A 24,016-nucleotide genomic window follows, 5' to 3' on the forward strand; every position below is an offset into this window, starting at 1 on the left:
AATAGTATCGCAAACGTCCTGTTGGTGCTTGATTAAGGCGCTAAAAACCTCTATGCCCGAATAATTACTGGCTATTCGGGCATAGAGGTTAGGTCTTTAAGCAGTAGAGTAGGTTAATTATGGCGAATCATTTCCGTCACAGCGTTTACCCAAAGCGGGTGGGTATTCAGGGACGGTACCAACTGCCAATGCTCGCCGCCAGCTTCCTCAAACAGCTCCTTAAATTCTTCCCCAACTTCGATAGTGGTTTCCAGACAGTCGGCCACGAATGCGGGACTAAAAGCCAGTACGTTCTTGAAGCCTTTGGCGGGCAGCGGTTTCAGAACCTCATCGGTGTAGGGCTGTAGCCACGGGTCGCGGAGGCGGCTTTGCAGGCGGCTCTGGAACGCCACAGTATATTGGTCAGGGCTTAATCCTAGGCCTTTTGCCACTAGGCGCGAGGTAGCGAAGCACTGGGCGCGGTAGCAGTAGCGGTTGTTTTTATTATACGTATTGCAGCATTTGCCCAGCTGGCAGTAGCCGTTGAAACTGCCTTTCAGCACGTGGCGCTCCGGAATTCCGTGGTAGCTGAACACGATATGGTCGTAGTCGCGCTTAGCCATTTCAGCCTTGCCTAAGGCCACAATGGTGTCGATAAAGCCTGGGTCATCGGCGAAGGAGCTGATGAAGCTGATGCTCGGCACTATCCACCACTTGCGCACAATATCCATCACCTTCTGCTGCACTGAGCCCGTACTGGCCGAAGCATACTGCGGAAACAGCGGCAGCACAATAATGCGGTCGACGGCCGCCTCGCGCAGCTCTTCCAGCGCCTTTTCGATGCTGGGGTTCTGGTAGCGCATCCCGAAGGCCACCACGTATTGTGAGCCCAGCTTCTCTTGCACCAGTTTCTGCAAATCGAGGCCGTGGAAGAGCAGGGGAGAGCCGCGCTCGGTCCAGAGCTGCTGGTATATTTTGGCCGATTTCGGGGCTCGCAACGGCACTACCAACCCCTGAAACAAGGGGTAGCGCACAGCGGCCGGCATATCTACTACGCGGCCATCAGTGAGAAATTCGTTGAGGTAACGGCGTACATCGCTGGTTTGGGGCGAGTCGGGCGTACCAAGATTGACGAGTAAAACGCCGATACGGCGCTGGGGGGCATTTTCAGGCATAAACAGTACAGAACGTCGGACGCAATACAAAGGTAGAACCCCAATGGTTTGCGCTAACTAGGAAGGCGTAAAGTAGGAACAGATAATCGGACTAAAAGTCTGGCAGCCTGATTCTGATACCTAACCTATTGGACACCACGGTTCACTCGTACGAAAGCCGTACCTTTGCAGCCTCATTTTCAGCAGCATCCTCGTGAATCCCGAACCTAAACCGCACCGCGCCGGCTTTGTAAGCATCATTGGCAAGCCCAATGTGGGCAAATCCACGCTTATGAATGTGCTCGTGGGCGAGCGGCTCAGCATTATTACCAGCAAAGCCCAGACGACGCGCCACCGCATCATGGGCATCCTGAACGGCGACGATTTTCAGCTCGTCTACTCCGATACGCCCGGCATTATTCAGCCCAAATACGAGCTGCACAACGCCATGATGAGCTTCGTGTATTCATCGCTGGAAGATGCCGACGTGATTCTGTTCGTCACGGATATCTATGAAAAGCATGACGAAGAGCCCGTAGTGGAGCGCCTGCGCCGGGCCGAAACGCCGGTAATCGTGTTGGTTAATAAGATTGACCAGGCCGAGCAGGTGGAAGTGGAAGCCAAACTTGCCTACTGGCGCGAGCAGCTGCCCAACGCCGCCGAAGTATTAGCTATATCAGCATTGAATGCTTTAGGCACCGAGCGTGTTCTGGAACTGGTATTGGAGCGTTTGCCTGAGCACCCGCCATATTACCCCAAAGACGAGCTAACCGATAAGCCGGAGCGCTTTTTTGCCGCCGAGATGATTCGGGAAAAAATCTTCAAGCTCTATAAAAAAGAAGTCCCTTACAGCTGCGAAGTGGGTGTAGAGGAGTTCAAAGAAGACGAGAAAATTATTCGCATCCGGGCCACGATTTATGTGGAGCGGGCGAGTCAGAAGGGAATTATTATTGGGCACAAAGGCGAAGCTTTAAAAAAAGTAGGCACCTGGGCGCGGGAAGAAATGGAGAAGTTCTTCGGCAAGCAGGTGTTCCTAGAAACCCACGTAAAAGTCAACGAAAACTGGCGCACCGACCCGAAAGCGTTGAGCCGGTTTGGCTATCAATAAATAAGTAAGAGGAAGCAGTTTCACACTGCTCACCTCTAAAATCAAGTCCGACCATCTTTCACTTAATATCCCCGGGCACTGCCAGACGTAGGTCGGACTGGCGGCTGGGGCATCGTATCATGAAGAATACCATCGCTATTGTGGGGCGGCCCAACGTGGGCAAATCCACACTTTTTAATCGCTTAGTTGGCCAGCGTAAGGCCATCATGGACAACGAAAGCGGCGTAACCCGCGACCGGCACTACGGCTACGGCGACTGGACCGGCAAGTACTACTCCGTTATCGACACGGGCGGCTACGTGCACGGCTCCGACGACGTATTTGAGGAAGAGATTCGCAAGCAGGTGAAGCTGGCCATTGACGAGGCCGACGTAATCCTGTTCATGGTAGATGTAGACGCTGGTTTGCACGGCCTAGATGAGGAGTTTGCCAACGTGATGCGTCGTTATCAGGGCAAAAAACCAATCTATCTGGTTGCTAACAAGGCAGATACCAACGCTCGGGCGCACGCGGCAGGTGAATTTTATTCCTTGGGCATTGGCGACGGCGACATCTTCACCATTTCCAGCCAAAACGGCTCCGGTACTGGTGATTTGCTCGATGCTATCGTAAGCCACTTCGACGATCCATGGGAAGAGGAGCCTGATGCTGGTCTGCCGAAAATTGCGGTTCTGGGGCGGCCCAACGTGGGCAAATCCAGCCTGTTCAACTTGCTGCTCGGTGAGGAGCGGACCATCGTGACCGATATTGCCGGTACTACCCGCGACGCTATTCAGACCCGCTACAATGCCTTCGGTAACGACTTTATTCTGGTAGATACGGCCGGTTTGCGCCGTAAAAATAAGGTACACGAAGACATTGAGTTCTATTCCGTATTGCGCTCTATTCGGGCCATGGAGGAGTCGGACGTGTGCATCGTGATGCTCGACGCCACCCGTGGCATTGAGGCGCAGGATGTGAACATCATCGGCTTGGCTGACCGCAACCGCAAGGGAATTGTGATTGTGGTAAACAAGTGGGACCTGATTGAGGATAAGCAGACGAATACCGTAAAGGAGTTTGAGGATCTGATTAAGGAGAAAATTGCTCCGATCAGCTATCCACCTATCATCTTTACGTCGGTGCTTACCAAGCAGCGCGTGCATAAGGCCATCGAAACGGCCGTGCAGGTGTATCATAACAAGACTAAGAAGGTGCCCACTTCCCAGCTGAATGAAGTGATGCTACGGGAGATTGAGGCCCACCAGCCGCCGTCGGTGAAGGGTAAAATGGTGCGTATCAAGTACGTGACTCAGTTGCCCACGCACAACCCGGTATTTGCCTTCTTCTGCAACCTGCCGCAGTACGTGAAGGACAGCTACAGCCGCTACCTCGAAAATCGTCTGCGCGAGCATTTCGACTTTACGGGTGTGCCAATCGGTATTATTTTCCGCAAGAAATAATCACCTATCCAACCAGATCAGTTATATTCTAAGGTTAAATGGTAAGCAATTATCAATTTTATTGAGTTGGCTGATCACACGAAAAAAGCCCCCAGAGTATATCTGGGGGCTTTTTTTATGTGGTGTAATGATTAAAAGTACCATCGTCTATGAATAATTAATTAAATTCTTGGTCCCGTTGGGTTACCTATTGCTGGTTGAGGTATAAAGCTGTGAATCTCCTAATAAGCCGCTTGCGGAAGGAAGTGAGATTCACCCAAAATTGATTTTTCAACCCCCCCTCTCTAATTTATCCTGATCATGAAAAAAGTATTGTTCCTCGCCCTTGCTGCTGCTTCGTTCACTTTCGCTTCTTGCGACACGAAGACTGAAAACGCTACTGAGAATGCTGCTGAGAACGTAGAAGAGTCTGGCGAAATGAAGGCTGACGCTATGGAAGAGGCTGCTGACTCGACCCGCGACGCTGCTGAGAACTCGGCTGATGCTATGGAAGATGCTGCTGACGCAACGCCTTCTACTACTACTCCTGCTGCTACCACTACTCACTAGTTCGAGTAGCGCACAAGCGCAAAAAAAGCCCCCCAGACTTGTTCTGGGGGGCTTTTTTATTGGTTATACTTTTTCAATTGAGCCGGCGCTGCAACATGCTGTCTACTACTTCAAAAAGGCGGCGCGGCTCATAGGTGCGCCACGGCAGCTCATCAAGCTGGCCGCCGAAGTTTACGTAGTTGTCGATGTTGTACTGGCGCATCTCGCGCAGCACGTGTTCCTGAAAGTTGACGCCGGCAATCCAGCCATCTTCTACATCCTCAAACCATTCCTCGTAGTAAGAGTCGTCGGAGCCGTGGAAATTGAACACGTTTTCCCCGATGAGGATGAACTTGCGGATACCCTCGTGCACCATCAGATCAATGATGTTGCGCTTGAGCTGCATCACATCGTTCTCAATGGCGTCATTCCACTCACCAATAAACTCGATAACCGCAATACCCTGCTCATAATCTACGAAGAGGATTTTGAGGAATAAGGTGTCCGACTCCAGGCTATCCCATTGAGGGTGAATGTAATAGCCATAAATCGTATTGGTGAAGGAATCAAGGCTGTTTTCGGCCTCGAACAGGGGCGAGCGGGGGTCTTCGGAGGCCGAATACTGCTCAATCCAATTATAATGCGGCTCGATGGTATGCACGGGAAGGCGGCTGTTTTTTGATAGAAACGTGCCACCGGACGTTCTGTTCCATACACCGCTCAAAAATATTGGCCAGGTATAAAGCAGAGCTCAGCGCTACTAACTCCCGTTATTGATTGGCATGAGCCGCCAGCGCTGCCCGTACCGAACCGTGCTGTTGCAGAAGCGCCGCAGCTTCAGGCTGTTCGATGCCAAGCTCATCCATAAGCATGCGCTCACCGCGGTCTACCAACTTATAGTTGCTGAGCTGCATATCCACCATTTTATTGCCTTTCACTTTGCCCAGCCGAATCATGGTAGCAGTGGTGAGCATGTTGAGCACCAGCTTCTGCGCCGTACCCGCTTTCAGGCGCGTGCTACCGGTCACGAACTCCGGCCCCGTCACGACTTCCACTGGAAACTCGGCAGCGGCGGCTACCAAAGAGCCCGCATTGCAGACAATACAACCCGTGGCAATACCCTGACGCCGGGCCTGCTCCAAGCCTCCTATAACATAGGGTGTGCGGCCCGAGGCAGCAATGCCTACCAGCATATCGTTCTGGTTGATACTGTGCTTCTGCAAGTCCTTCCAGGCTTGCTCAGGGTCATCTTCGGCATTTTCTACCGCTTGGCGAATAGCCGTGTCGCCACCGGCAATGATGCCGATAACCAACCCCTGCGGTACCCCGAAAGTAGGCGGGCACTCAGACGCATCCAGAATACCCAGCCGCCCACTCGTGCCCGCACCGATATAAAATAAACGCCCCCCACGCTGCATACAAGCCACAGTAGCATCTACCAACGCCTCAATCTGGGGCAACGACTTAGCGACGGCCTGTGGCACGGTCTGGTCGACGCTGTTCATGCCAGCTAGCAAATCGTGCGTGGAAAGGGTTTCAAGGTTGTTGAAAAGGGAGGCGCTTTCGGTGGAGTTCATGGCAGAGGGCAGAATAGGTGGGTGGAATGACGGCGCTTACGGTTACCGGCCAGTCTGGTTGGCAGTGACGAGGTTGGGGGGCATTTTTAGGCGCCCAATCACCTGGAATTTATCAAAAACATGGGCCGTATGAGGAGCGTCGCGGTGCAGCTCGTCAGTTAAGTCTTGGCCGGCCCAGTGGCCGTAGTGGTTGCCGCGCGTCCAGAGCCGGGACCGACCAACATCGTAAATCAACCCCTCATAACAAACCCATATTTCGTCCCGGTCTTGACCATTACGCAGCGCTAGCTGAGCTTTTGTGTACTCTGGTAAGCTGTCATGTTGGGTTGTTGAGGGCAAAATAGGATGCATGCAGAGCAATAGGGAGGTATAATATTAATCAAGCGGTGACAATACCCCAATAGGATTAGCCTAATAGCGCTTGCGTCAGAATCCAGCGGTTGGGCAAGTCGCCTTGCGCGGCGTACACGTAGTCTTCGTAGCTGCACGGCACCACTCGCTTAATGGCACTATCGGCCAGACTTTCCACTTCCAGCCACCACTTTTCGGTGCGTTTGGCTTTGTAGAAAACCAGCTTGGCCGGTGTGCCGGGCAGCCCCACGGCGTAGCGCTTGAAGCGGGTGCTTTGGAAATCAGTTTCGCCGCGCCGATGATAAAATCCTTCCACAAAATACCACAGCATGGTGGCCAGGGTGGCGGCGCCCAGGCCGTGGGGGTCGTGGTCGGGGCGGTAGCCGTAGAGGCCGAAGCTGCTGAGTTGGTCGTTGTGGCCGGCGTACCAGGCAAGCTGTGCTGCTTCCTCGCTGGTCAAGCCGAAAGGGTTGGCCGGCGAATAAGCCGGCGCATCCTGCCAGCGCAACGCGGCTACATCAAAGCTCACAAAATCGGCCTGCCGCAGTAACGGCTCGGCCTGGCGCACATCCGTACGCACAGCGCCCAACCGCAACGTTTCGAAATGCAGCTTTTCCAGCGCCGCCAATACTTCCGGCGTCGCCAGATATTGCTGGTGCGCCAGCTGGGCGAAGTTGAACAGAAAGCTAGGCTCGTGCATGAGCATACGCCGCAGATGCGAGTCCTCCGCGGCGGCCGAGTCGTGCTCGGCCATGTCCACGCGGGCATCCACGGTGGCAAAGCTGACGGCCCTATCGAGGGTTTCGTAAGCCAGAAATTGCCCGTAATCCAGATCGTGGCTGCCGCCCAACAGGATGGGCACCGTGTTGTGTTCGAGCAGCGTGGCCACTATCTCGCACAGGCGTCGGTAGGTATCTTCGAGGGTAAGGCCGGGGCGCAGGTTGCCCAGGTCGGTGAGGCGAAGCGGAGCCGCGCCCTTCTGCAACTGGTAGAAACGTTGGCGCACGGCGTTGGCTCCGTGCCTGGCAGGAGCGCCGGCCGTACTGCCCCGCCACTCGTTCAGGCCGATAATGGCCATGTCAGCATCCCGCCAATCCGGAAACGTATCCAGAAAGCAGGTGAGATGTGCCCCGAGCGTGGTAGGGGCAATGAGCGGGGGTACTAGCTCCTCAGGGAGCGGATCAAAGAAGATAGCCAGATTCATCGGGCAAAAGCAAGGCAGGCCGGCGAAATTACGCAAATCGTGTCAGCCATCCACCACATTTGCCCCCCAGCGTTTCAATCACACTACAGTAGTTGGCTTTCCGCGAAAAAATCCAGTTATTTAACCAGTATTTCCCACCCTTTCGCTCTTATTAAATGGAAGTTCGTCGCGCGTTTGATATTCTGCCTCACCAGCTTGCGAAATATCCGAAATCTGATTGCCTGGCCGCCAAAGTCAATGGCGAATGGCAAAAGATGAGCACCCAGCAAGTAAGTGAAGCGGCCAATCAGGTAAGCCTGGGGCTGCAGCAGCTGGGAATCGGAAAAGATGACAAGGTTGCCATCATCTCCATGAACCGTCCGGAATGGATGCTGGCCGACTTTGGTATTTCCCAAATTGGGGCCGTGAGTGTGCCCATGTACCCCAGCATTACCGTTGAAGATTATAAGTACATCTTCACCGATGCCGGCGTAAAGGCCGTGTTTGTGTCCGATAAAGGTCTGTACGCCAAGGTGAAAGAGGCCACAGCTGCCTTGCCTGGAGTACAGCACATTTTCACCTTCGACAAAGTAGAAGGTGCCCGGCATTTCGATGAGCTGCTGGCTATGGGTAAGAAGGGCAACCCCGCCGATCTGGAGCCGCTGAAAGCCGCCGTGCAGCCCGACGACCTGATGACCATCATCTACACCTCAGGCACTACCGGCAACCCGAAAGGGGTGATGCTCAGCCACGACAACCTGCTCAGCAACTGCCGCAATTCGCAGCCCTCGGTGCCCGTTACCAAGGATGATACAGCCCTGAGCTTCCTGCCGCTCTGCCACATTTTTGAGCGTATGGTGACGTATCTGTACATGATCAACGGCGTGAGCATTTACTACGCCGAGAGTATGGAAGTCATTGCCGACAACCTGCGCGAGGTAAAGCCGCAGATTTTTACCACCGTGCCGCGCCTGCTGGAGAAGGTATATGATAAGATAGTTGCCAAGGGCCACGATCTGGAAGGCGTGAAGAAAAATCTGTTCTTCTGGGCCCTTGATCTGGGCTTGAAGTTCGACACCCAGAAAAATCAGGGCTTCTTCTACAACACCCAGCTAGCACTGGCTAATAAGCTCATCTTCAACAAGTGGCGCGAGGCGCTGGGGGGCAATTTGAAGTGCATCGTGTCGGGCGGTGGGGCGTTGCAACCGCGGCTGGCCCGCGTGTTCTGGGCAGCGGGCATTCCGGTGATGGAAGGCTACGGCCTCACCGAAACCTCCCCCGTAATTGCCGTGAGCGGCTTCGAGCGGGAGAATAACTTCATCGGCGCCGTAGGCCCCGTGATTGACAATACGGAAGTGAAAATTGCTGCTGACGGTGAAATCCTTACCAAGTCGGCTTCGGTGATGAAAGGCTACTACAACAAGCCCGAATTAACTAAAGAAGTAATCGACGAAGACGGCTGGTTTCATACCGGCGACATTGGCGAGTTTGTGAATGGTCGTTTCCTCAAGATAACGGACCGCAAAAAGGAGATGTTCAAGACCTCGGGGGGCAAATATATTGCCCCTCAGGTCATCGAAAACAAGCTGAAAGAGTCGCCGCTGATTGAGCAGGCCATGGTCGTGGGCGCCGACCAGAAGTTTCCGTCGGCGCTGGTGGTGCCCTCGTTTGATGAGCTCAAGAACTGGTGTAAGCGCCACGATGTCCCCTTTACCTCTAACCAAGAGATTGTGAAGGACCCTAAAATCGTGGATATGTATGACGACCTAGTGAAGGGCTATAACAAAGGATTCGCGCAGTGGGAGCAGGTCAAAAAAATCTGTCTCATGGATCATCTCTGGACCGTGGAAACCGGCGAGATGACGCCCACGATGAAGGTGAAGCGCAAAGCCATTACCGAGAATAATCGGGATTTGATTGAGAGCTTATATCATCAGAACGCGCTTCGCTAACCGAAACGGCCCCGCTAATAAAATAGCGGGGCCGTTTTGCTTGGGCGCATTACTGAACACAACGGGGCACAACTTTTTTATCGCAAAGTAGTATGCAAGCCTAACATATTCTTTGTATGTTTACCGGACATCCTCTCCCCGATGAAACCCGAAGAAACCGTCGATTATAACGTTAAAGTCTGCTGGCATGCCATTTCGCGCATGTATAATACGCAGGCTGCCAAGCACGACATCACGACCAGCATCGGTTTCGTGCTCCTGAATATTGATCAGGAAAATGGCACTCCCGCCACCAAAATTGCCCCCCTGCTGGGGTTGGAGACGCGCAGCCTCACGCGTATTCTGCGCAGCATGGAAGAGCGTGGCCTCATCTACAAGCAAGCCGACACTCAGGACAAGCGCTCCGTGCGCATCTTCCTGACTGAAGAAGGCCTGCGCGGCAAGGAGATTTCGCGCCAGACGGTGCGCCACTTCAATCAGAAGGTGCGGGAGAAAATTCCGCAGGCGCAGCTGGACACGCTTTTCAAGGTGATAGGCCAGATCAACGCCATGATTGAAAGCAAATCCCTGTTCGACGACTTCACACCTAAGCCGCTTCGCCCCGAAACTACCTCCGCCTAGGGGGCTTTTTTGGGGCGTTTTGCCTTCTACCTATTCTATTTTTTGCCAACAGATTACCTGTTTCAGCTTTATGAATCGAACTATCAAGAAAGTGGCCGTGCTCGGCTCCGGCGTGATGGGCTCGCGCATTGCCTGCCATTTCGCCAACATCGGTGCTCAGGTATTGCTGCTCGACATCGTGCCCCGCGAGCTAACGCCCGAGGAGCAAGCCAAGGGTTTGACACTGGAAAACCCCGCCGTGCGCAACCGCATTGTGAATGCCTCGTTGCAGGCGGCGGTGGCTTCCAACCCGTCGCCCTTGTACCGCAAGCAGGACGCCTCGCGCATCAAGACCGGTAACTTCGATGATAACCTGAAGGATATTGCCACTTGCGACTGGACTATTGAGGTAGTAGTGGAGCGGCTTGATATCAAGCAGAGCCTCTACGAAAAGGTAGAAAAAGTGCGTAAGCCCGGCACGCTTATCACGTCGAACACGTCGGGTATTCCCATTCATCTGCTGGCCGAAGGTCGCTCCGATGATTTTCAGAAGCACTTCTGCGGCACGCACTTCTTCAACCCACCCCGCTACCTGAAGCTACTCGAGATAATTCCGACGTCGGCCACCGACCCGGCCGTGGTTGACTTTCTGGTGCACTACGGCGACCTGTACCTGGGCAAAACCACGGTACTAGCCAAAGACACGCCTGCCTTCATTGCCAACCGCGTGGGCGTGTTCGCCATCATGGATGTGCTGCAAATCATGCAGCAGCTGGGCCTGACGGTGGAGGAAGTCGATAAGCTTACTGGTCCGGTTATCGGCCACGCCAAGTCGGCTACGTTCCGCACTTCCGATGTGGTAGGGCTTGATACGCTGATTAACGTAGCCAACGGCCTCGCCCAAGGCCTGCCGAATGACGAAGCCAAAGCCGTATTCGAGTTGCCCGACTTCCTGAAGCAGATGGGCGAGAAGAAATGGCTCGGCGACAAGACCGGTCAGGGCTTCTACAAGAAAGTAAAAGGCGCGGGGGGCAAATCTGAGATTCAGGCTCTCGACCTGAACACCATGGAGTACCAGCCCAGCCAGAAGGTGAAGTTCGCCACGCTGGAGCTGACCAAAACCATCGAGCAGTTAGCTCCTCGCTTCAAGGTGCTAGCCAGCGGCAAAGACAAAGCGGGCGAGTTTTATCGCAAGATGTTCGCGGGCCTGTTTGCCTACGTCACCAACCGCATTCCCGAAATCACCGATTCGCTGTACAAGATTGACGACGCGCTCCGGGCTGGCTTCGGCTGGGACATGGGTCCGTTTGAAACCTGGGATGCGCTAGGTGTGCAGCAGGGCCTGGAGTTGATGCAGGCTGAAAGCAAGCAGCCCGCCGCCTGGGTGCAGGAGATGCTGGCCGCTGGCCATACTTCCTTCTACAAAGTTTCTGAAGCCGGCGCCAAGCAGTACTACGACCTCGAAAGCAAGAGCTACCAGCCCATTCCGGGCGTCGAGAACTTCATTATTCTCGACAACCTGCGGGCAACGGGCAAAGTGCTCTGGAAAAACGCCGGTGCTAGCGTCCACGACCTCGGCGACGGGGTGCTAGGCGTTGAGTTTCATTCCAAGATGAACACCCTCGGCTCCGATGTTATTCAGGGCCTGATGAAAGGGGTGGATATGGCCGAAGCTGGCTACCGCGCCTTGGTAGTAGGCAACGACGCGCCTAACTTCTCGGCGGGGGCCAATTTGGCCCTGCTCTACATGTATGCCATCGAGCAGGAGTTCGACGAGGTGAACCTGATGATCAAGCAGTTCCAGAACGCCATGATGCGGATGCGCTATTCTAGCATTCCCGTCGTGACGGCGCCGCACGGCTTGTCGTTGGGCGGCGGCTGCGAAATCTGCCTGCATGCCGATAAGGTGGTAGCTTCCGCTGAGACGTACATGGGCTTGGTAGAATTCGGGGTAGGTGTGATTCCGGCCGGTGGCGGCACTAAAGAAATGACTCTGCGCACCGCAGCCAAATACGAGGAAGGCGAGCCGGAATTTAATTTGCTGCGCAACACGTTTGTAACGGTAAGCACGGCCAAAGTATCTACCTCTGCTGCCGAAGCATTCGACCTGGGTTTCCTGCGTCGTGGCGACGAAATTGTGGTAAACAGCCAGCGGCTTATTGCCCAAGCAAAAGCCGAGGCGCTTGATTTGGCTGATGCTGGTTATACCATGCCCGTTCAGAAAACCAACATCAAGGTACACGGTAAAGGCGCGCTGGGCATGTTTATGAGTGGTGTATATGCCATGAAGGAAGGCAACTACATCTCGGAGCACGACGTGAAAATTGCCAATAAGCTGGCATACATCATGTGCGGCGGCGACTTGTCGCAGCCCACGGAAGTCAGTGAGCAGTACCTGCTGGATCTGGAGCGTGAAGCTTTTCTGTCGCTGACTGGCGAGCGGAAAACGCTGGAGCGTATTCAGAGCATCCTCACTACTGGCAAGCCTTTGAGAAACTAGCGCCGGAAGCTGGTTTCAACTCTATCACTTTCCTCAAGACTTACACTAATGACTGCATATATCGTAGCTGGTTACCGTACGGCCGTGGGAAAAGCCCCCCGCGGCGGCTTCCGCTTCACCCGTACCGATGACCTCGCCGCTGAAGTTATCAAACACCTGATGGCCTCCGTGCCCGCGCTTGATCCCACTCGCGTCGATGACGTGATTGTGGGCAACGCGGTACCTGAAGCCGAGCAAGGCCTGCAAATCGGCCGGATGATTTCGCTGTTGGCTTTGCCCATAAACGTACCGGGGTTGGTAGTGAACCGCTATTGCGGCTCAGGCATCGAGACCATTGCCATGGCCGCCAGTAAAATCACCGCCGGCATGGCCGACTGCATCATCGCCGGTGGCGCTGAGAATATGTCGCAGGTACCGACCGTGGGCTGGAAAACAGTGCCTAACTACAACTTGGTAAAGAAAAACCCGGACTACTATCTGGGTATGGGCCTCACGGCTGAAGCGGTAGCGAAAGACTACAGCATCAGCCGGGAAGACCAGGATATGTTTGCTTACAATTCCCATCAGAAGGCCATCAAAGCCATTAAGGAGGGCAAATTCAAAAAGCAAATCGTGCCCATCACGGTCGAAGAGACTTATCTCGATCAAGCTTCAGGCAAGAAGAAAACGCGCTCTTACGTAGTAGACACCGACGAAGGCCCTCGGGCCGATACCTCGGTGGAAGCACTGGCCCGTCTTCGTCCAGTATTCGCGGCGGGTGGCAGCGTTACAGCCGGCAACTCATCCCAAACTTCCGATGGCGCTGCTTTCGTTATCGTCATGTCGGAGCGCATGGTGAAGGAGTTGAACTTGGAGCCGATTGCCCGCATGATCACGTACGCCGCCGAAGGCGTTGACCCGCGCATCATGGGTATGGGCCCCATCAAGGCCGTGCCAAAAGCGCTTAAGCAAGCCGGCATGAAGCTCGATGACATAGATCTGATTGAGCTGAACGAGGCCTTCGCTTCTCAGTCTATCGCGGTGGTTCGGGAACTTGGTATCGATGAAAACAAGCTGAACGTGAACGGTGGAGCTATTGCTTTGGGTCACCCGCTGGGCTGCTCTGGCGCCAAGCTCAGCATTCAGCTTTTCGACGAACTGCGCGAGCGGGGCAAGAAGTACGGCATGGTGACTGCATGCGTAGGCGGTGGTCAAGGCGTAGCTGGTATTTACGAGCTGCTGAAGTAGCCCAGAATCAGAACTTGACAGGAAGATATCCTGTTTCTATAAGTGGAAGGAAAGCCCCAAACCGAACGGGGTTTTCTTTCCGCTAAGTACTCGGCAAGCCTAACATATTTTTGTATATTTCGGTAGTGAAATCAAAGGGATGTGTTGCCCCTAATGCTCGGCAAGCCTAATAGTTTCATTGCTGTTTACCCTCATTGAATTAACCTCAACTCTCAACCTCACATAGTCATGGAAGTATCAAACAAACTCAGAAAAGGCGGTGAATTCATCATCAAAGAGACGGATGCGCAAGATGTGTTTACGCCCGCTGAATTCACCGAGGAGCAAAATATGATGTACCAGACCTGTCTGGACTTCGTGACTAGTGAAGTGTACCCGCTGCTGGACCGCCTCGACAACCACGAGGAAGGCCTGATGGCTGGATTGATGAAGAAAGCCGGTGAGCTAGGCTTGTTCGGCGTGTCGATGCCCGCCGAGTACGGCGGCTACGACATGGACTTTAATACGGCTCTGCGCGTGACGGAAGGCGTGGGTGGGGGGCATTCTTTCCCGGTAGCCTTTGCGGCGCACACGGGCATTGCTATGCTGCCTATTCTGTACTTCGGCAACGAGGAGCAGAAAACGAAGTATTTGCCCAAACTGACGAGCGGCGAGTGGGCTGGTGCCTACTGCCTCACCGAGCCTGGCTCGGGCTCTGATGCGCTGGGGGCCAAAACTAAGGCCATCCTGACTGAAGACGGCCAGAGCTACGTGCTGAATGGTCAGAAGATGTGGATTACCAATGCTGGTTTTGCGGAGGTATTCATCGTTTTCGCCCAGGTTGACGGCGACAAATTCACCGGCTTCATCATCGAGCGCAACACACCCGGGCTGACGTTCGGACCGGAGGAGCACAAGATGGGTATTCGCGGCTCGTCCACTCGCCAGGTATTCCTGTCGGACGTAACGGTGCCAAAGGAGAACGTGCTGGGTGAGGTTGGCAAAGGCCACCTAATTGCCTTCAATATCCTGAACATTGGCCGTATTAAGCTGGCTGCTGCCTGCTTGGGCGCCAGCAAAATGGCGCTTAACCTGAGCATTAAGTATGCTAATGAGCGGGTGCAGTTTAAGCTGCCCATCTCTAAATTCGGCGCTATTCGCCACAAGCTGGCCCAGCAGGCTATCCGCGTGTACGCTGCCGAATCGGCTATCTACCGCGCCGGCATGGACATCTACCGTATGGAGCAGGAGCTGCTAAGCCAGGGCAAATCAACGAACGAAGCGCTGCTAGGTGCCGCTCGTGAATTTGCCGTGGAGTGCGCGATGCTAAAGGTAGAAGGCTCGGAAGTGCTGGATTATGTGTGCGACGAGGGCGTACAGATCTTCGGTGGCTACGGCTTCTCAGCCGACTATCCCATGGACCGCGCTTACCGCGACTCCCGCATCAACCGCATTTTTGAGGGCACCAACGAAATCAACCGCATGCTGGCCGTTGATATGATCCTGAAAAAGGGGCTGAAAGGTGAGCTCGACTTGATGGGCCCCGCTCAAGCGGTGCAGCAGGAACTGCTGGCCATCCCGGACTTCGCCGAAGCTGACGATTCGCTGTTTGGCGCCGAGAAGAAGATCATTGCCAACCTCAAGAAAGCAATCCTGATGGTAGCCGGTACGGCCGTTCAGAAGTACATGAACTCCCTGGCCAAAGAGCAGGAAGTGCTGATGAACATCGCCGACATGTCGATCAAGGTGTACACGGCCGAGAGCACGCTGCTACGGGTTGAGAAGGAAATCAGTCTGAGCAACGAAGCTGCTCTGGCCAACCAGATCGATATTGCCCGTGTGTATCTGGCCGACACGATTGACTCCGTAACCAAAGCGGCAAAAGATGCTATTGCCGCCATGACCGAAGGCGACGAGCAGCGCCTGCTGGCTACCGGCCTCAAGCGCTTCACTAAAGCGGAGCTATTCAATACCAAAGAAGCCCGCCGTCGCATCGCCGCCGCGATGATTGAGGCAAACGAGTACGTGTACTAGTTGACAGAGATTGTTAAGCATAAAAAAGCCCCCCAGATACATTCTGGGGGGCTTTTTTATTCAATATATCTGTATCTACTTCACCGCGATTTTATTGAGTTGCAGGGCGGCTGATTTCTTGCTGGGCCGGCTCACCCCTACGATAGTTTTGGGGTCGAGCCAAGCCGTAAAATCTTTTACATAAGCCAGCTGCTGATCATTCGCTACGTTGAGGCCCAAGCCTTTAGCTGGCTGCACTACGCCGGTTTGCGCGTTCACCCGGCGCAGGTACAGGTCCGATTTGCCTTTCAGTTTTTCCTGCGTTAGGATATGAATCTCGGGGCCAAAAACGCCCACGCGGTAGCCGATACCAGCAAAGGCTTCGGCAGGCGAGGCCACCTGCTTTTTATCGATGATGCTGTGCCACTCCGGTAGCTGAAACTCATTGTAGCCAAACAGGTGTAGCTCGCGGGCATGAACCGGCGAAGCGTCGCCGCCCTCCTCATACTTTTTCTCCGCCACGATTATCATCTGCTTTTCCTCCGTGAATAGCAAGTCGGTCAGGTACACGTCTTCCAGGCGCTTGGCCGTGGATTGCGTCGCCTTGTTGACTTCGGCCAGGTATTCGGGCTTGAAGCGAAACTCGGGGACAAATTTCATCGTGCCCTCGCCCTTGAAATCGAACTTTACTACTTTCAGGCTGTAGTAAAGGCCCGTCAGGCGCTCGGTGCAAATAGCGGCGGCGTAAAGTGTAGTGTCTGGCCGAAGGGCAAATTTGGCGTCGAATACCATTACGGCCTTGCCCTCAAAGGAGCCGCCTAATGCCACCGACATAACTTTGATGTCCGCGTTATCATTGCGGTAACGACGCACGGTGAGCTTCTTCATATCGTCGCTCAGCAGCGTTACATACTGCGTGCCCTCGTTGTCGATGTGAATAGTAGTCGAGAAAAAGCCCCCCAGATCCTGAAAATTGTAGACACGGTCCTTCAGCTTGGTTAGCTTCTCATTGTACACGCTGGCGCTGATAGACCGAATCTGCTGGTCGCGGGTGACGTATTGCCACGCCACGATTTTGGTCCCATCAAGGGAGAATGCGGCGCCGGGTCTACGGTTGCGGGCAGCAGTTTCGGTAAGCTTTTTCTGGGGGGCAATTTTGCCGGTGGCCAGCTCAAAGGCTTGCCCTGCTAAGCTTTGAGTTGCCCCATCCTTGCGGTAGATAAGCACCGTGATTTGCTGGCTGCTCTGCCCAAAACCATCAATGCTCTCTTCGGCAGTGAGCGGCAGCGGCGTTGACCATAAGCGCTTTAGCTCTTTGTCATAACGCTCCACGGCGTATTCGGTAGCCGTGCGGTGTGCCAGAATAACAAAGCTGCCATCAGCCATAGGAAGCGTCTTTTTGGCTACCCTTTGGTTATAGCGGTCGTCCGATTTTTCTGGTAAATAGCTAAAAGCAACTGATTTAACTCGTTGCCCTAGCGCCGGTACAGTCAAGCTCAGACTAAGAACACAGATAAGGCAGTAGGTATGAAGAAATGCAAATCGCACGTTGAAAGGCAGTTAAGTTGGAAAAATGATAGTTATCAGAAAAAAATAGGATCAAAGGTATCCAACTCCAGCCGCATCTCGTATATGGCGCCGCTACCAGTCGGGTAACCTACACAGTAGGTAATCATTTCTTGATGAAGCCTTAATATTCTGGTGTTCAGTATCAGGATTCGAGTATGCTTACTTTGTGGATGGAATGTATGTAAATATGAAATTACCGATAAGCGCTTCCTGCTAGCTGCCTTAAAAACGGTGGACAAAAGCATTAATAAAAATTAAAAAACGCTTTTGAGCCTCCTAAATCACGTTTGCTACTATTCCCCATTTGTTTCCTTGCCTCTTTGCCAACTTTGGCTTTAACTTTGTGCGCCTCTACGGCAGTCGTTTATTAGATTACCTTCATTATGAAAGCATTACTAAAGTTTTTATTACTGTTTAGTCTCATCATTATTGGTAAGTTGGTGAAAGAGCCCATTACCGGAGATATTGCTGCTAAGGATGCTGCTGCTAACGAACTGCCTGTGCATATGATCTCTTTCTTCTCGCGTCAGGCTACCCTGCAAGGTGGTGCTGCCCAGGAAGATGGCAAGCAGTGGTGGTTGCAAGAACCAGCACAGGTAAGCAATAATTAAGGTAATTATTTGATAAGCAACTCATTAGTTGCTTTTTTTATGCTTCTTAGCTAAAAGTGCTTTAACTAATCCGGCTCCAGTTTACTGCCGTTGCGGGCAACGACTCAATATGTCGGCGGATGTTGAGGTTTTGGGGCCGGCTCAGACTGGGGTCTTCGCTGAGGAGTTGCTGGGCTGCTGCCCGCGATTCGCTCAGAATGCGGCCATCTTTCGCTAAATCAGCGATAAGCAGATCGAGCACGCCACTCTGTTGGGTGCCCATCAGGTCGCCAGGGCCGCGCAGCTTCAAGTCAATATCAGCGATTTCGAAGCCGTTGTTGGTGCGCACCATCGTTTCGAGGCGAGTGCGCGAGTCTTTGCTGAGCTTATAGCCCGACATCAATATGCAGTAGCTCTGGTCAGCGCCGCGGCCTACCCGACCCCGCAGCTGGTGCAGTTGCGATAAGCCAAACCGCTCAGAGCTTTCAATCACCATCACGGAGGCGTTTGGCACGTTTACGCCCACCTCAATAACGGTGGTCGCCACCATGATCTGCGTTTCCTTTTTAATAAAGCGCTGCATTTCGAAGTCTTTCTCTTCAGCCCGCATGCGGCCGTGCACAATGCTGATTTGAAACTCAGGGAAGGCACGCGCTACACTTTCGTAGCCGTCCGTAAGATCTTTATAGTCCAGCGTCTCCGATTCCTCAATCAGCGGATACACGATATATACCTGCCGGCCCAGGTTAATCTGGTCGCGCAAAAATTGAAACACCTTCAACCGATTAGCATCATAGCGATGCACCGTCACGATGGGCTTGCGACCGGCGGGCAACTCATCAATCACCGATACATCGAGGTCACCATAAAGCGTCATGGCCAGCGTACGCGGAATAGGTGTGGCCGTCATCACCAGCACGTGCGGAATAACGTGCGGGTTCTTTTGCCATAGCTTCGAGCGCTGGGCCACACCGAAGCGGTGCTGCTCATCCATAATGGTCAGACCTAGGTTACGGAACTGCACGACGTCTTCCAGCAAGGCATGAGTGCCCACTAACATGTGCATCTGGCCTGCCCGCAATGCTTCATGCAGTACCCGTCGCTCAGCAGTACGCGTGCTGCCCGTAAGCTTGCCAATGCTTATACCCAACTGGTCGGCGTAAGCCTTAAGGCCCACATAGTGCTGGTCGGCCAGAATTTCAGTGGGCGCCATCAGGCAGCTTTGGGCGCCGTTGTCGGCGGCCATGAGCATGGCTATGAAGGCCACGATGGTTTTGCCCGAGCCCACGTCGCCCTGCAAGAGGCGGTTCATCTGCTTGCCGGCGCAAAAATCCTTGTAGATGTCGTGAATAACACGTTTCTGGGCACCAGTGAGGTCGAAGGGTAGATGGTTCTTATAGAAATCAACCAACGACGGCACTTCTCGAAAAATCTGGCCCGCTAGCTCTACTTTGCGTTGGTCGCGCTGGCGTAGCAGCTTGAGCTGAACGTAGAACAACTCCTCAAACTTGAGCCTAAACCGTGCTGCCTGCAACAACTCAGGGCTCTGCGGGAAGTGAATTTGCTGCAACGCATCTGCCTTCCCCATAAGCGCATAGTGCTGAATCAGGGCCGGCGATAAGGACTCCGAAATGTGCGGGGGGGCAATTTTGAGCAAGTCGGCCACGATGCGGGCCAGTGCCTTGCTATCAATGCGATGGTAATTCTTGAGCTTTTCGGTGGTATTGTAAACGGGCTGCAAAAAGCTCTGACCCGGCTTTGCTTCCGTGACTTCCTCCAGTTCTGGGTGGGCCATTTGCGGCTTGCCATTGAACATCGTCGGCTTACCGAAAACAATGTATTCCTGATGATTCTTGACGACGTTTTGTAGGTATTTTACGCCCTTAAACCATACCAGCTCCAACTCGCCACTCTCGTCGGCAATTTTGGCTACCAAGCGCTGCTTAGGGCCTTCGCCTAACACTTCACGGTTGCGCAATACACCCTTCACCTGCACATAAGGCAGGTCATCGTGCAGATCGACGATGTTATAGAATTGAGTGCGGTCGAGGTAGCGGAAAGGGTAGCGCTGAATGAGGTCGCCGTAGGTAAAGAGGTTCAACTCCTTTTGCAGAAGTTGAGCCCGCTGGGTACCTACCCCCCGCAAATATTCTATTTTGGTGTTGAAGAAATTGCTCATTCATGGGAATGAGCAATGCCGAGGTAAGATGACTGCGTCCTTGGTCCCTGCATTGCTCACTAAGCAAAACGTTATTGATATTTTAAGGTATTAAGCATCTGAACGATATCCTTCTTGACATAGTCAATGATCGGGGCAAGTGAATCATTGGCCGTCGCGATGGGAAAGTAAAGCGCTCCGCGGAAAAAATGCTTGGTGCTATCAGTGGTGTAAAACTGAAACTGGCTGGGCACGTCACCAGCTAGCTCAAATACGGCCACCTTCATTCCGCTCGGCGTTCGCATGATGCTCTCGTCGATGGCCGATGCCTTTATTTGGTGCTTGCTGGTGAGCTTACGCGCATCCTCCATCATCTTATTAAACAGCTTCGGATTCTGCTGCACATTGGTGTAAGTGATCTGCACGTTAGCGCCCAGTTTTGGATAATAAATGTTAATCCAGTTGGGCTGCGCCAGATATGACGAGTCGCGTAGTACGCGGGCGTGCTGCGAGTATTCGAAAGTGTAGGGGCGGCCCGCCGGGAGCTGCTGGTAGCTATGGGGCGGCAAATCAATACGATTATACCCCTTAGGCTTAGGCGTATAGTCGCCCCCGGAAGAGGTGCAGGAAGTAAATATGGCCCCCACAAAAAGCAGAACCGCACTCAAACCGTGGTAAAGTCGAAAAACAGGCATTTGAAACAATGCAAAGATGATAATCAAAGGTAGGCGGAAATGAAGATGTTGTCTTAATCTACCGGTCCGATCCGGAAGCCTAGAAACGCAAAAGCCCCGGCACGAAGCCGGGGCTTTCGGGTAGTATCACCCGCTGGGGGCATTTTTAAAATGGTAACTGGTCTAATTCTGGCTCCTGACGGAAGGATTGCGGCTCAGGAGCTGGTGTGACTTGGTTTGCGGCTCCATCGGTGTGGGGCTTACCACCCAGCATGGTCATCTCATCAGCCACGATTTCCGTGATGTAACGGGTCTGATTGTCTTTGTCCTGATACTGGCGCGTCCGAATGCGACCTTCGATATATACCTGGTGGCCTTTGCGCAGATACTTCTCGGCCACCTCCGCCAGGCCGCGCCAAGCAGTGATGTTATGCCACTCAGTACGCTCAATACGGGCCCCGCTTTTATCCTTGTGATACTCATTGGTGGCCAGTGTAAAATTGGCCACGCTTACGCCGCCTTCCAAGTGGCGCACTTCCGGGTCTTTACCCAGATTTCCAACTAAGATTACTTTGTTCACTCCTGCTGACATAGCTTGATTAATAAGGGGTTACGAAGCAAAATAAGCTGCTTCCTATTCCTTTAAAGATACAAAAAAGACATGGGGCGTCCAAGCCAAAATGGGCTTAAAAACCGGGTCTTCCCAAGTAATTACTGATCAAAACGGCCTTGGGTAACTGCTCTATTTCTGGGCTAGTGAAAGCGGCCAGACCTGTAGCCGTCAGGGCGGAAACAGGGAGTGGCGCTTCCAGCCAAACAGGGTGAAAACGCGCTTCCACTTTCTGATGACTCAGCACATGCCGGGCCGCGTAAGCCGGTTCCGATACGCTGCTGGTGTCCAATTTGCCCCCCAGAGCTTCCACCGCATCGAGCAGGTCGGTGGGGGGCAAATCGGGGCTGTCAGTTTCAGTTAGAGCAAAGTCATATAAGCCTTGCCAGATGTCCTTATCCGTGCGCTTACGCAGGTAGATCGTATCATCGTAGCGCAAGACCATGTAGTGAAAATAGCGCGTGCGTGCTGCTTTAGCCTTACTTTTTACGGGCAGCTCCTGCACCATACCATGCTGAAAAGCAAAGCATTGACCTTGCAGGGGGCAAAAAAGACAGTCAGGCTTTACTGGCGTGCACTGAATAGCGCCAAACTCCATGATGGCCTGGTTGAACTCGGCCGGTGAGGCCGCCGGAATCAGCGTATCAGCCAGCTGCTGAAACACTTTGCGGCTGGCTGGCGCAGCAATATCCGCGCTGATGCCAAACACGCGAGCCAAGACCCGGTACACGTTGCCATCAAGCACGGCCACCTGCTCATCGTAGGCAAAAGAGGCAATGGCGGCAGCAGTGTACTGGCCTACACCTTTGAGTTGGAGCAAGCCCGCATACGAGCCTGGAAATTGACCCCCAAACTCGCTTGTGACTTGTTTGGCAGTATGATGCATGTTGCGGGCCCTAGAGTAGTAGCCCAACCCTTGCCAGTGACGCATTACCTCGTCTTCGGGAGCCGCCGCCAACTGCTGCACAGTAGGATAAGTGGTCACGAAATCAAGGTAGTAGGGGAGACCTTGCTTCACTCGTGTTTGCTGCAAAATGACTTCTGAGAGCCAGATAGCGTACGGGTCGCGGGTATGACGCCAGGGCAAGTCGCGGCGGTGACGCGGGTACCAGTTGAGGAGAGCAGAGGCAAAGAAAGGGTGGGCGAGAGCAGAAGAGTGGGAAGTCAATATATTGAGAATAAATAATTTAGGAAAGAAAGACGGAGCTGTGTGGAATCAGTAAATAATGTTGCAAAACCAAAAAAGCAAACTACCTTTGTGGCCCCAATTCATAAGCGAACAGCTTACCGGGCAAGGGCTTACGTGTTGAATCGGGATATTTTGCCCAGCATATTTTTTCTCTCCATAGTACATTTCATTTACCAGCGTGACTAAAGCAGAAGTAATCGCCGAGATTGCCGACAAGACCGGCATCGAAAAAGGAGACGTGTCAGCTACCGTCGAAGCCTTCTTCAAAGTAGTAAAGGATTCGATGGCCGACGGCAACAATATCTACGTACGCGGCTTTGGCAGCTTCGTAAACAAGAAGCGGGCAAAGAAAGTGGCTCGCAACATCTCTAAAAATACGTCGATCATCATCGACGAGCACTTTATCCCGAGCTTCAAGCCGTCGAAAACATTCATCGGCAAAATCAAAAACAGCAAGAAAATTAAGGAAACCGCTCAGGCTTAATCCTTCTTTTTCTTCCATTTACTTTTTTGCCGGCTAGCCGTCGGGCGCTCCGTAACCGGGAGCCCGGCGGCCTGCTTTTTCTGCATGGCGTCACGTTCCCGCTCACATCAGTTAATCATACTAGTCATTGCCCTTGTGCTGGTGGCTGGGTTGTTTCTGTTGCCCAAGGTAACGGTGAAGCCTAAAGAAGGGAAAGGCGAGATGAGTCAGGATGCGGCCCGTACGGCCAACCGCGACGGTGGCGGCCCCGCTACTAATGGCTCAAAGGCTATCGCTTCCTCGGGCGACCAGGAGCAAACCGCTGGACCCGCGGGCGCTACGCCTGAGCAGCCGCATCAGCAGGCTACTGCTGAGCAAAGCCGCGAGATAAAAGATTTGGCTGCCCGCTTCAATAAAGAACGCGACCCGCAGGCCCGCCTGCGCGTAGCCTCCGACTTGGCTGCTAAGTATAAGGCCATCGCTAAGTTTGATAGCGCCGGCTATTACTACGAGCAGGTCGCAATTGCCCGCCCCGGTGAGCAAGCCTGGAAACGGGCTGCTGATGAGTACTTCGAGGCTTTTGGCTTCGCAGCTACAGAGGAGCGGGCCAAAACGCTCAGCACCAAAACGCGGGAGCTGTACGAAAAGGTGTTGAAAAACAACCCTGATAACCTCGACGCTAAAACCAACCTCGGTATGGCCTACATGGCCAGCGACAACCCCGTACAGGGCGTTACGTTACTGCGCGAGGTGTTGGCTGCCAATCCACGCAACGAGAAGGCGCTCTATAACCTGGGCATCCTCTCTATCCAAAGCAATCAGTACGACAAAGCCGTAGAGCGTTTTCAGGAGCTTGTAAAAGTGAATCCGGAGAATGTGAACGGCCAGTTTTATTTAGGCGTTTCTTTGGCCCAAACGGGTGCTAAAGAGGAAGCCCGAGCGGCTTTCACTAAAGCGAAAAGCTTAAGCAGCGACCCAAGTCTGGCGGCCTCCGTCGATGAGGAGCTGAGCAAGTTGGAATAAAATAGCAGATTTGTGACTCCGAAGCCTACTGCTTACGAAGCAGAAGCGGCGGATGAAAAATCAGCTAACGAAGAATAAAGTCATTCAACCATTTAAACCACAACCACATGCCCTGCGGTAAAAAGAGAAAGCGTCATAAGATTGCCA

At 53.4% G+C, this 24,016-nt stretch carries 21 protein-coding genes; 11 read left to right on the forward strand and 10 right to left on the reverse strand.

The window, feature by feature from the left end; all coding sequences use genetic code 11:
- Positions 1 to 113: 113 nt before the first annotated feature.
- A complete protein-coding gene (gene hemH / locus IEW06_RS07390; RefSeq protein ID WP_188547847.1) occupies positions 114 to 1,154 on the reverse strand; it encodes a ferrochelatase in 1,041 nt (346 codons plus the stop codon).
- 193 nt (positions 1,155 to 1,347) lie between these two features.
- Between hemH and era the strand changes: the two genes are divergently transcribed.
- From era to IEW06_RS07405, 3 genes are all read left to right on the forward strand, one after another.
- Positions 1,348 to 2,241, forward strand: coding sequence for a GTPase Era (gene era / locus IEW06_RS07395; protein ID WP_187733251.1), 894 nt, complete (start codon positions 1,348 to 1,350; stop codon positions 2,239 to 2,241).
- Positions 2,242 to 2,360: 119 nt separating this feature from the next.
- A complete protein-coding gene (gene der / locus IEW06_RS07400; RefSeq protein ID WP_187733250.1) occupies positions 2,361 to 3,683 on the forward strand; it encodes a ribosome biogenesis GTPase Der in 1,323 nt (440 codons plus the stop codon).
- 300 nt (positions 3,684 to 3,983) lie between these two features.
- Positions 3,984 to 4,232: a hypothetical protein gene (locus IEW06_RS07405; RefSeq protein ID WP_187733249.1), complete on the forward strand. Its 249-nt coding sequence runs from the start codon at positions 3,984 to 3,986 to the stop codon at positions 4,230 to 4,232.
- A 73-nt stretch (positions 4,233 to 4,305) separates the two neighbouring features.
- On the opposite strand, the gene IEW06_RS07410 is transcribed toward IEW06_RS07405, so the two are convergent.
- The 4 genes from IEW06_RS07410 to IEW06_RS07425 form a co-directional block, all read right to left on the reverse strand.
- Positions 4,306 to 4,872, reverse strand: a complete 567-nt coding sequence (locus tag IEW06_RS07410) for a hypothetical protein (RefSeq protein ID WP_187312022.1) — start codon at positions 4,870 to 4,872, stop codon at positions 4,306 to 4,308.
- Between the two features lie 109 nt (positions 4,873 to 4,981).
- Complete coding sequence (gene murQ / locus IEW06_RS07415) at positions 4,982 to 5,788, reverse strand: N-acetylmuramic acid 6-phosphate etherase (RefSeq protein ID WP_187733248.1); 807 nt, start codon at positions 5,786 to 5,788, stop codon at positions 4,982 to 4,984.
- A 42-nt stretch (positions 5,789 to 5,830) separates the two neighbouring features.
- A complete protein-coding gene (locus IEW06_RS07420) occupies positions 5,831 to 6,139 on the reverse strand; it encodes a cytochrome b5 domain-containing protein (protein WP_187733247.1) in 309 nt (102 codons plus the stop codon).
- A gap of 55 nt (positions 6,140 to 6,194) precedes the next feature.
- Positions 6,195 to 7,343, reverse strand: coding sequence for a formimidoylglutamase (locus IEW06_RS07425; protein ID WP_187733246.1), 1,149 nt, complete (start codon positions 7,341 to 7,343; stop codon positions 6,195 to 6,197).
- Positions 7,344 to 7,498: 155 nt separating this feature from the next.
- Here IEW06_RS07425 and IEW06_RS07430 point away from each other — a divergent pair, with 155 nt between their 5' ends.
- The 5 genes from IEW06_RS07430 (at position 7,499) to IEW06_RS07450 (ending at position 15,614) form a co-directional block, all read left to right on the forward strand.
- Positions 7,499 to 9,274 (forward strand): AMP-dependent synthetase/ligase, encoded by a 1,776-nt coding sequence (locus IEW06_RS07430; protein WP_188547850.1) that lies wholly within the window; start codon positions 7,499 to 7,501, stop codon positions 9,272 to 9,274.
- 141 nt (positions 9,275 to 9,415) lie between these two features.
- A complete protein-coding gene (locus IEW06_RS07435; RefSeq protein WP_188547851.1) occupies positions 9,416 to 9,895 on the forward strand; it encodes a MarR family winged helix-turn-helix transcriptional regulator in 480 nt (159 codons plus the stop codon).
- Between the two features lie 70 nt (positions 9,896 to 9,965).
- Positions 9,966 to 12,374 carry a 3-hydroxyacyl-CoA dehydrogenase/enoyl-CoA hydratase family protein gene (locus IEW06_RS07440; RefSeq protein WP_188547853.1) on the forward strand — a complete coding sequence of 803 codons (2,409 nt, stop codon included), beginning with the start codon at positions 9,966 to 9,968 and terminating at the stop codon, positions 12,372 to 12,374.
- Between the two features lie 48 nt (positions 12,375 to 12,422).
- A complete protein-coding gene (locus tag IEW06_RS07445; RefSeq protein WP_187733242.1) occupies positions 12,423 to 13,601 on the forward strand; it encodes a thiolase family protein in 1,179 nt (392 codons plus the stop codon).
- 228 nt (positions 13,602 to 13,829) lie between these two features.
- Positions 13,830 to 15,614 carry an acyl-CoA dehydrogenase FadE gene (locus IEW06_RS07450; protein ID WP_188547855.1) on the forward strand — a complete coding sequence of 595 codons (1,785 nt, stop codon included), beginning with the start codon at positions 13,830 to 13,832 and terminating at the stop codon, positions 15,612 to 15,614.
- 75 nt (positions 15,615 to 15,689) lie between these two features.
- Here the strand turns inward: IEW06_RS07450 and IEW06_RS07455 are convergent, their stop codons facing one another.
- Positions 15,690 to 16,979 carry a hypothetical protein gene (locus IEW06_RS07455; RefSeq protein ID WP_187733241.1) on the reverse strand — a complete coding sequence of 430 codons (1,290 nt, stop codon included), beginning with the start codon at positions 16,977 to 16,979 and terminating at the stop codon, positions 15,690 to 15,692.
- Between the two features lie 566 nt (positions 16,980 to 17,545).
- Between IEW06_RS07455 and IEW06_RS07460 the strand changes: the two genes are divergently transcribed.
- Positions 17,546 to 17,773 (forward strand): hypothetical protein, encoded by a 228-nt coding sequence (locus IEW06_RS07460; RefSeq protein ID WP_187733240.1) that lies wholly within the window; start codon positions 17,546 to 17,548, stop codon positions 17,771 to 17,773.
- 61 nt (positions 17,774 to 17,834) lie between these two features.
- On the opposite strand, the gene recG is transcribed toward IEW06_RS07460, so the two are convergent.
- The 4 genes from recG to mutY all read right to left on the reverse strand — a co-directional run bounded on the left by recG (position 17,835) and on the right by mutY (position 22,362).
- A complete protein-coding gene (gene recG, locus IEW06_RS07465) occupies positions 17,835 to 19,931 on the reverse strand; it encodes an ATP-dependent DNA helicase RecG (protein WP_188547857.1) in 2,097 nt (698 codons plus the stop codon).
- Between the two features lie 71 nt (positions 19,932 to 20,002).
- Positions 20,003 to 20,605 (reverse strand): gliding motility lipoprotein GldD, encoded by a 603-nt coding sequence (gldD, locus tag IEW06_RS07470; RefSeq protein ID WP_187734184.1) that lies wholly within the window; start codon positions 20,603 to 20,605, stop codon positions 20,003 to 20,005.
- Positions 20,606 to 20,750: 145 nt separating this feature from the next.
- The gene (locus tag IEW06_RS07475; protein WP_187733239.1) at positions 20,751 to 21,176 is read right to left on the reverse strand and encodes a single-stranded DNA-binding protein; all 426 of its coding nucleotides are present in this window, start codon (positions 21,174 to 21,176) and stop codon (positions 20,751 to 20,753) included.
- A 94-nt stretch (positions 21,177 to 21,270) separates the two neighbouring features.
- On the reverse strand, positions 21,271 to 22,362 hold the full coding sequence (gene mutY, locus IEW06_RS07480) for an A/G-specific adenine glycosylase (protein ID WP_229743066.1): 1,092 nt from the start codon (positions 22,360 to 22,362) through the stop codon (positions 21,271 to 21,273).
- A 199-nt stretch (positions 22,363 to 22,561) separates the two neighbouring features.
- On the opposite strand from mutY, the gene IEW06_RS07485 reads away from it, so the two are divergent.
- Positions 22,562 to 22,867: an HU family DNA-binding protein gene (locus tag IEW06_RS07485; protein ID WP_084443967.1), complete on the forward strand. Its 306-nt coding sequence runs from the start codon at positions 22,562 to 22,564 to the stop codon at positions 22,865 to 22,867.
- Positions 22,868 to 22,951: 84 nt separating this feature from the next.
- Complete coding sequence (locus IEW06_RS07490) at positions 22,952 to 23,869, forward strand: tetratricopeptide repeat protein (RefSeq protein WP_187733238.1); 918 nt, start codon at positions 22,952 to 22,954, stop codon at positions 23,867 to 23,869.
- Positions 23,870 to 24,016 lie beyond the last annotated feature (147 nt).

The organism is Hymenobacter qilianensis (assembly GCF_014638675.1).
GTDB classification, from domain to species: Bacteria; Bacteroidota; Bacteroidia; order Cytophagales; family Hymenobacteraceae; genus Hymenobacter; species Hymenobacter qilianensis.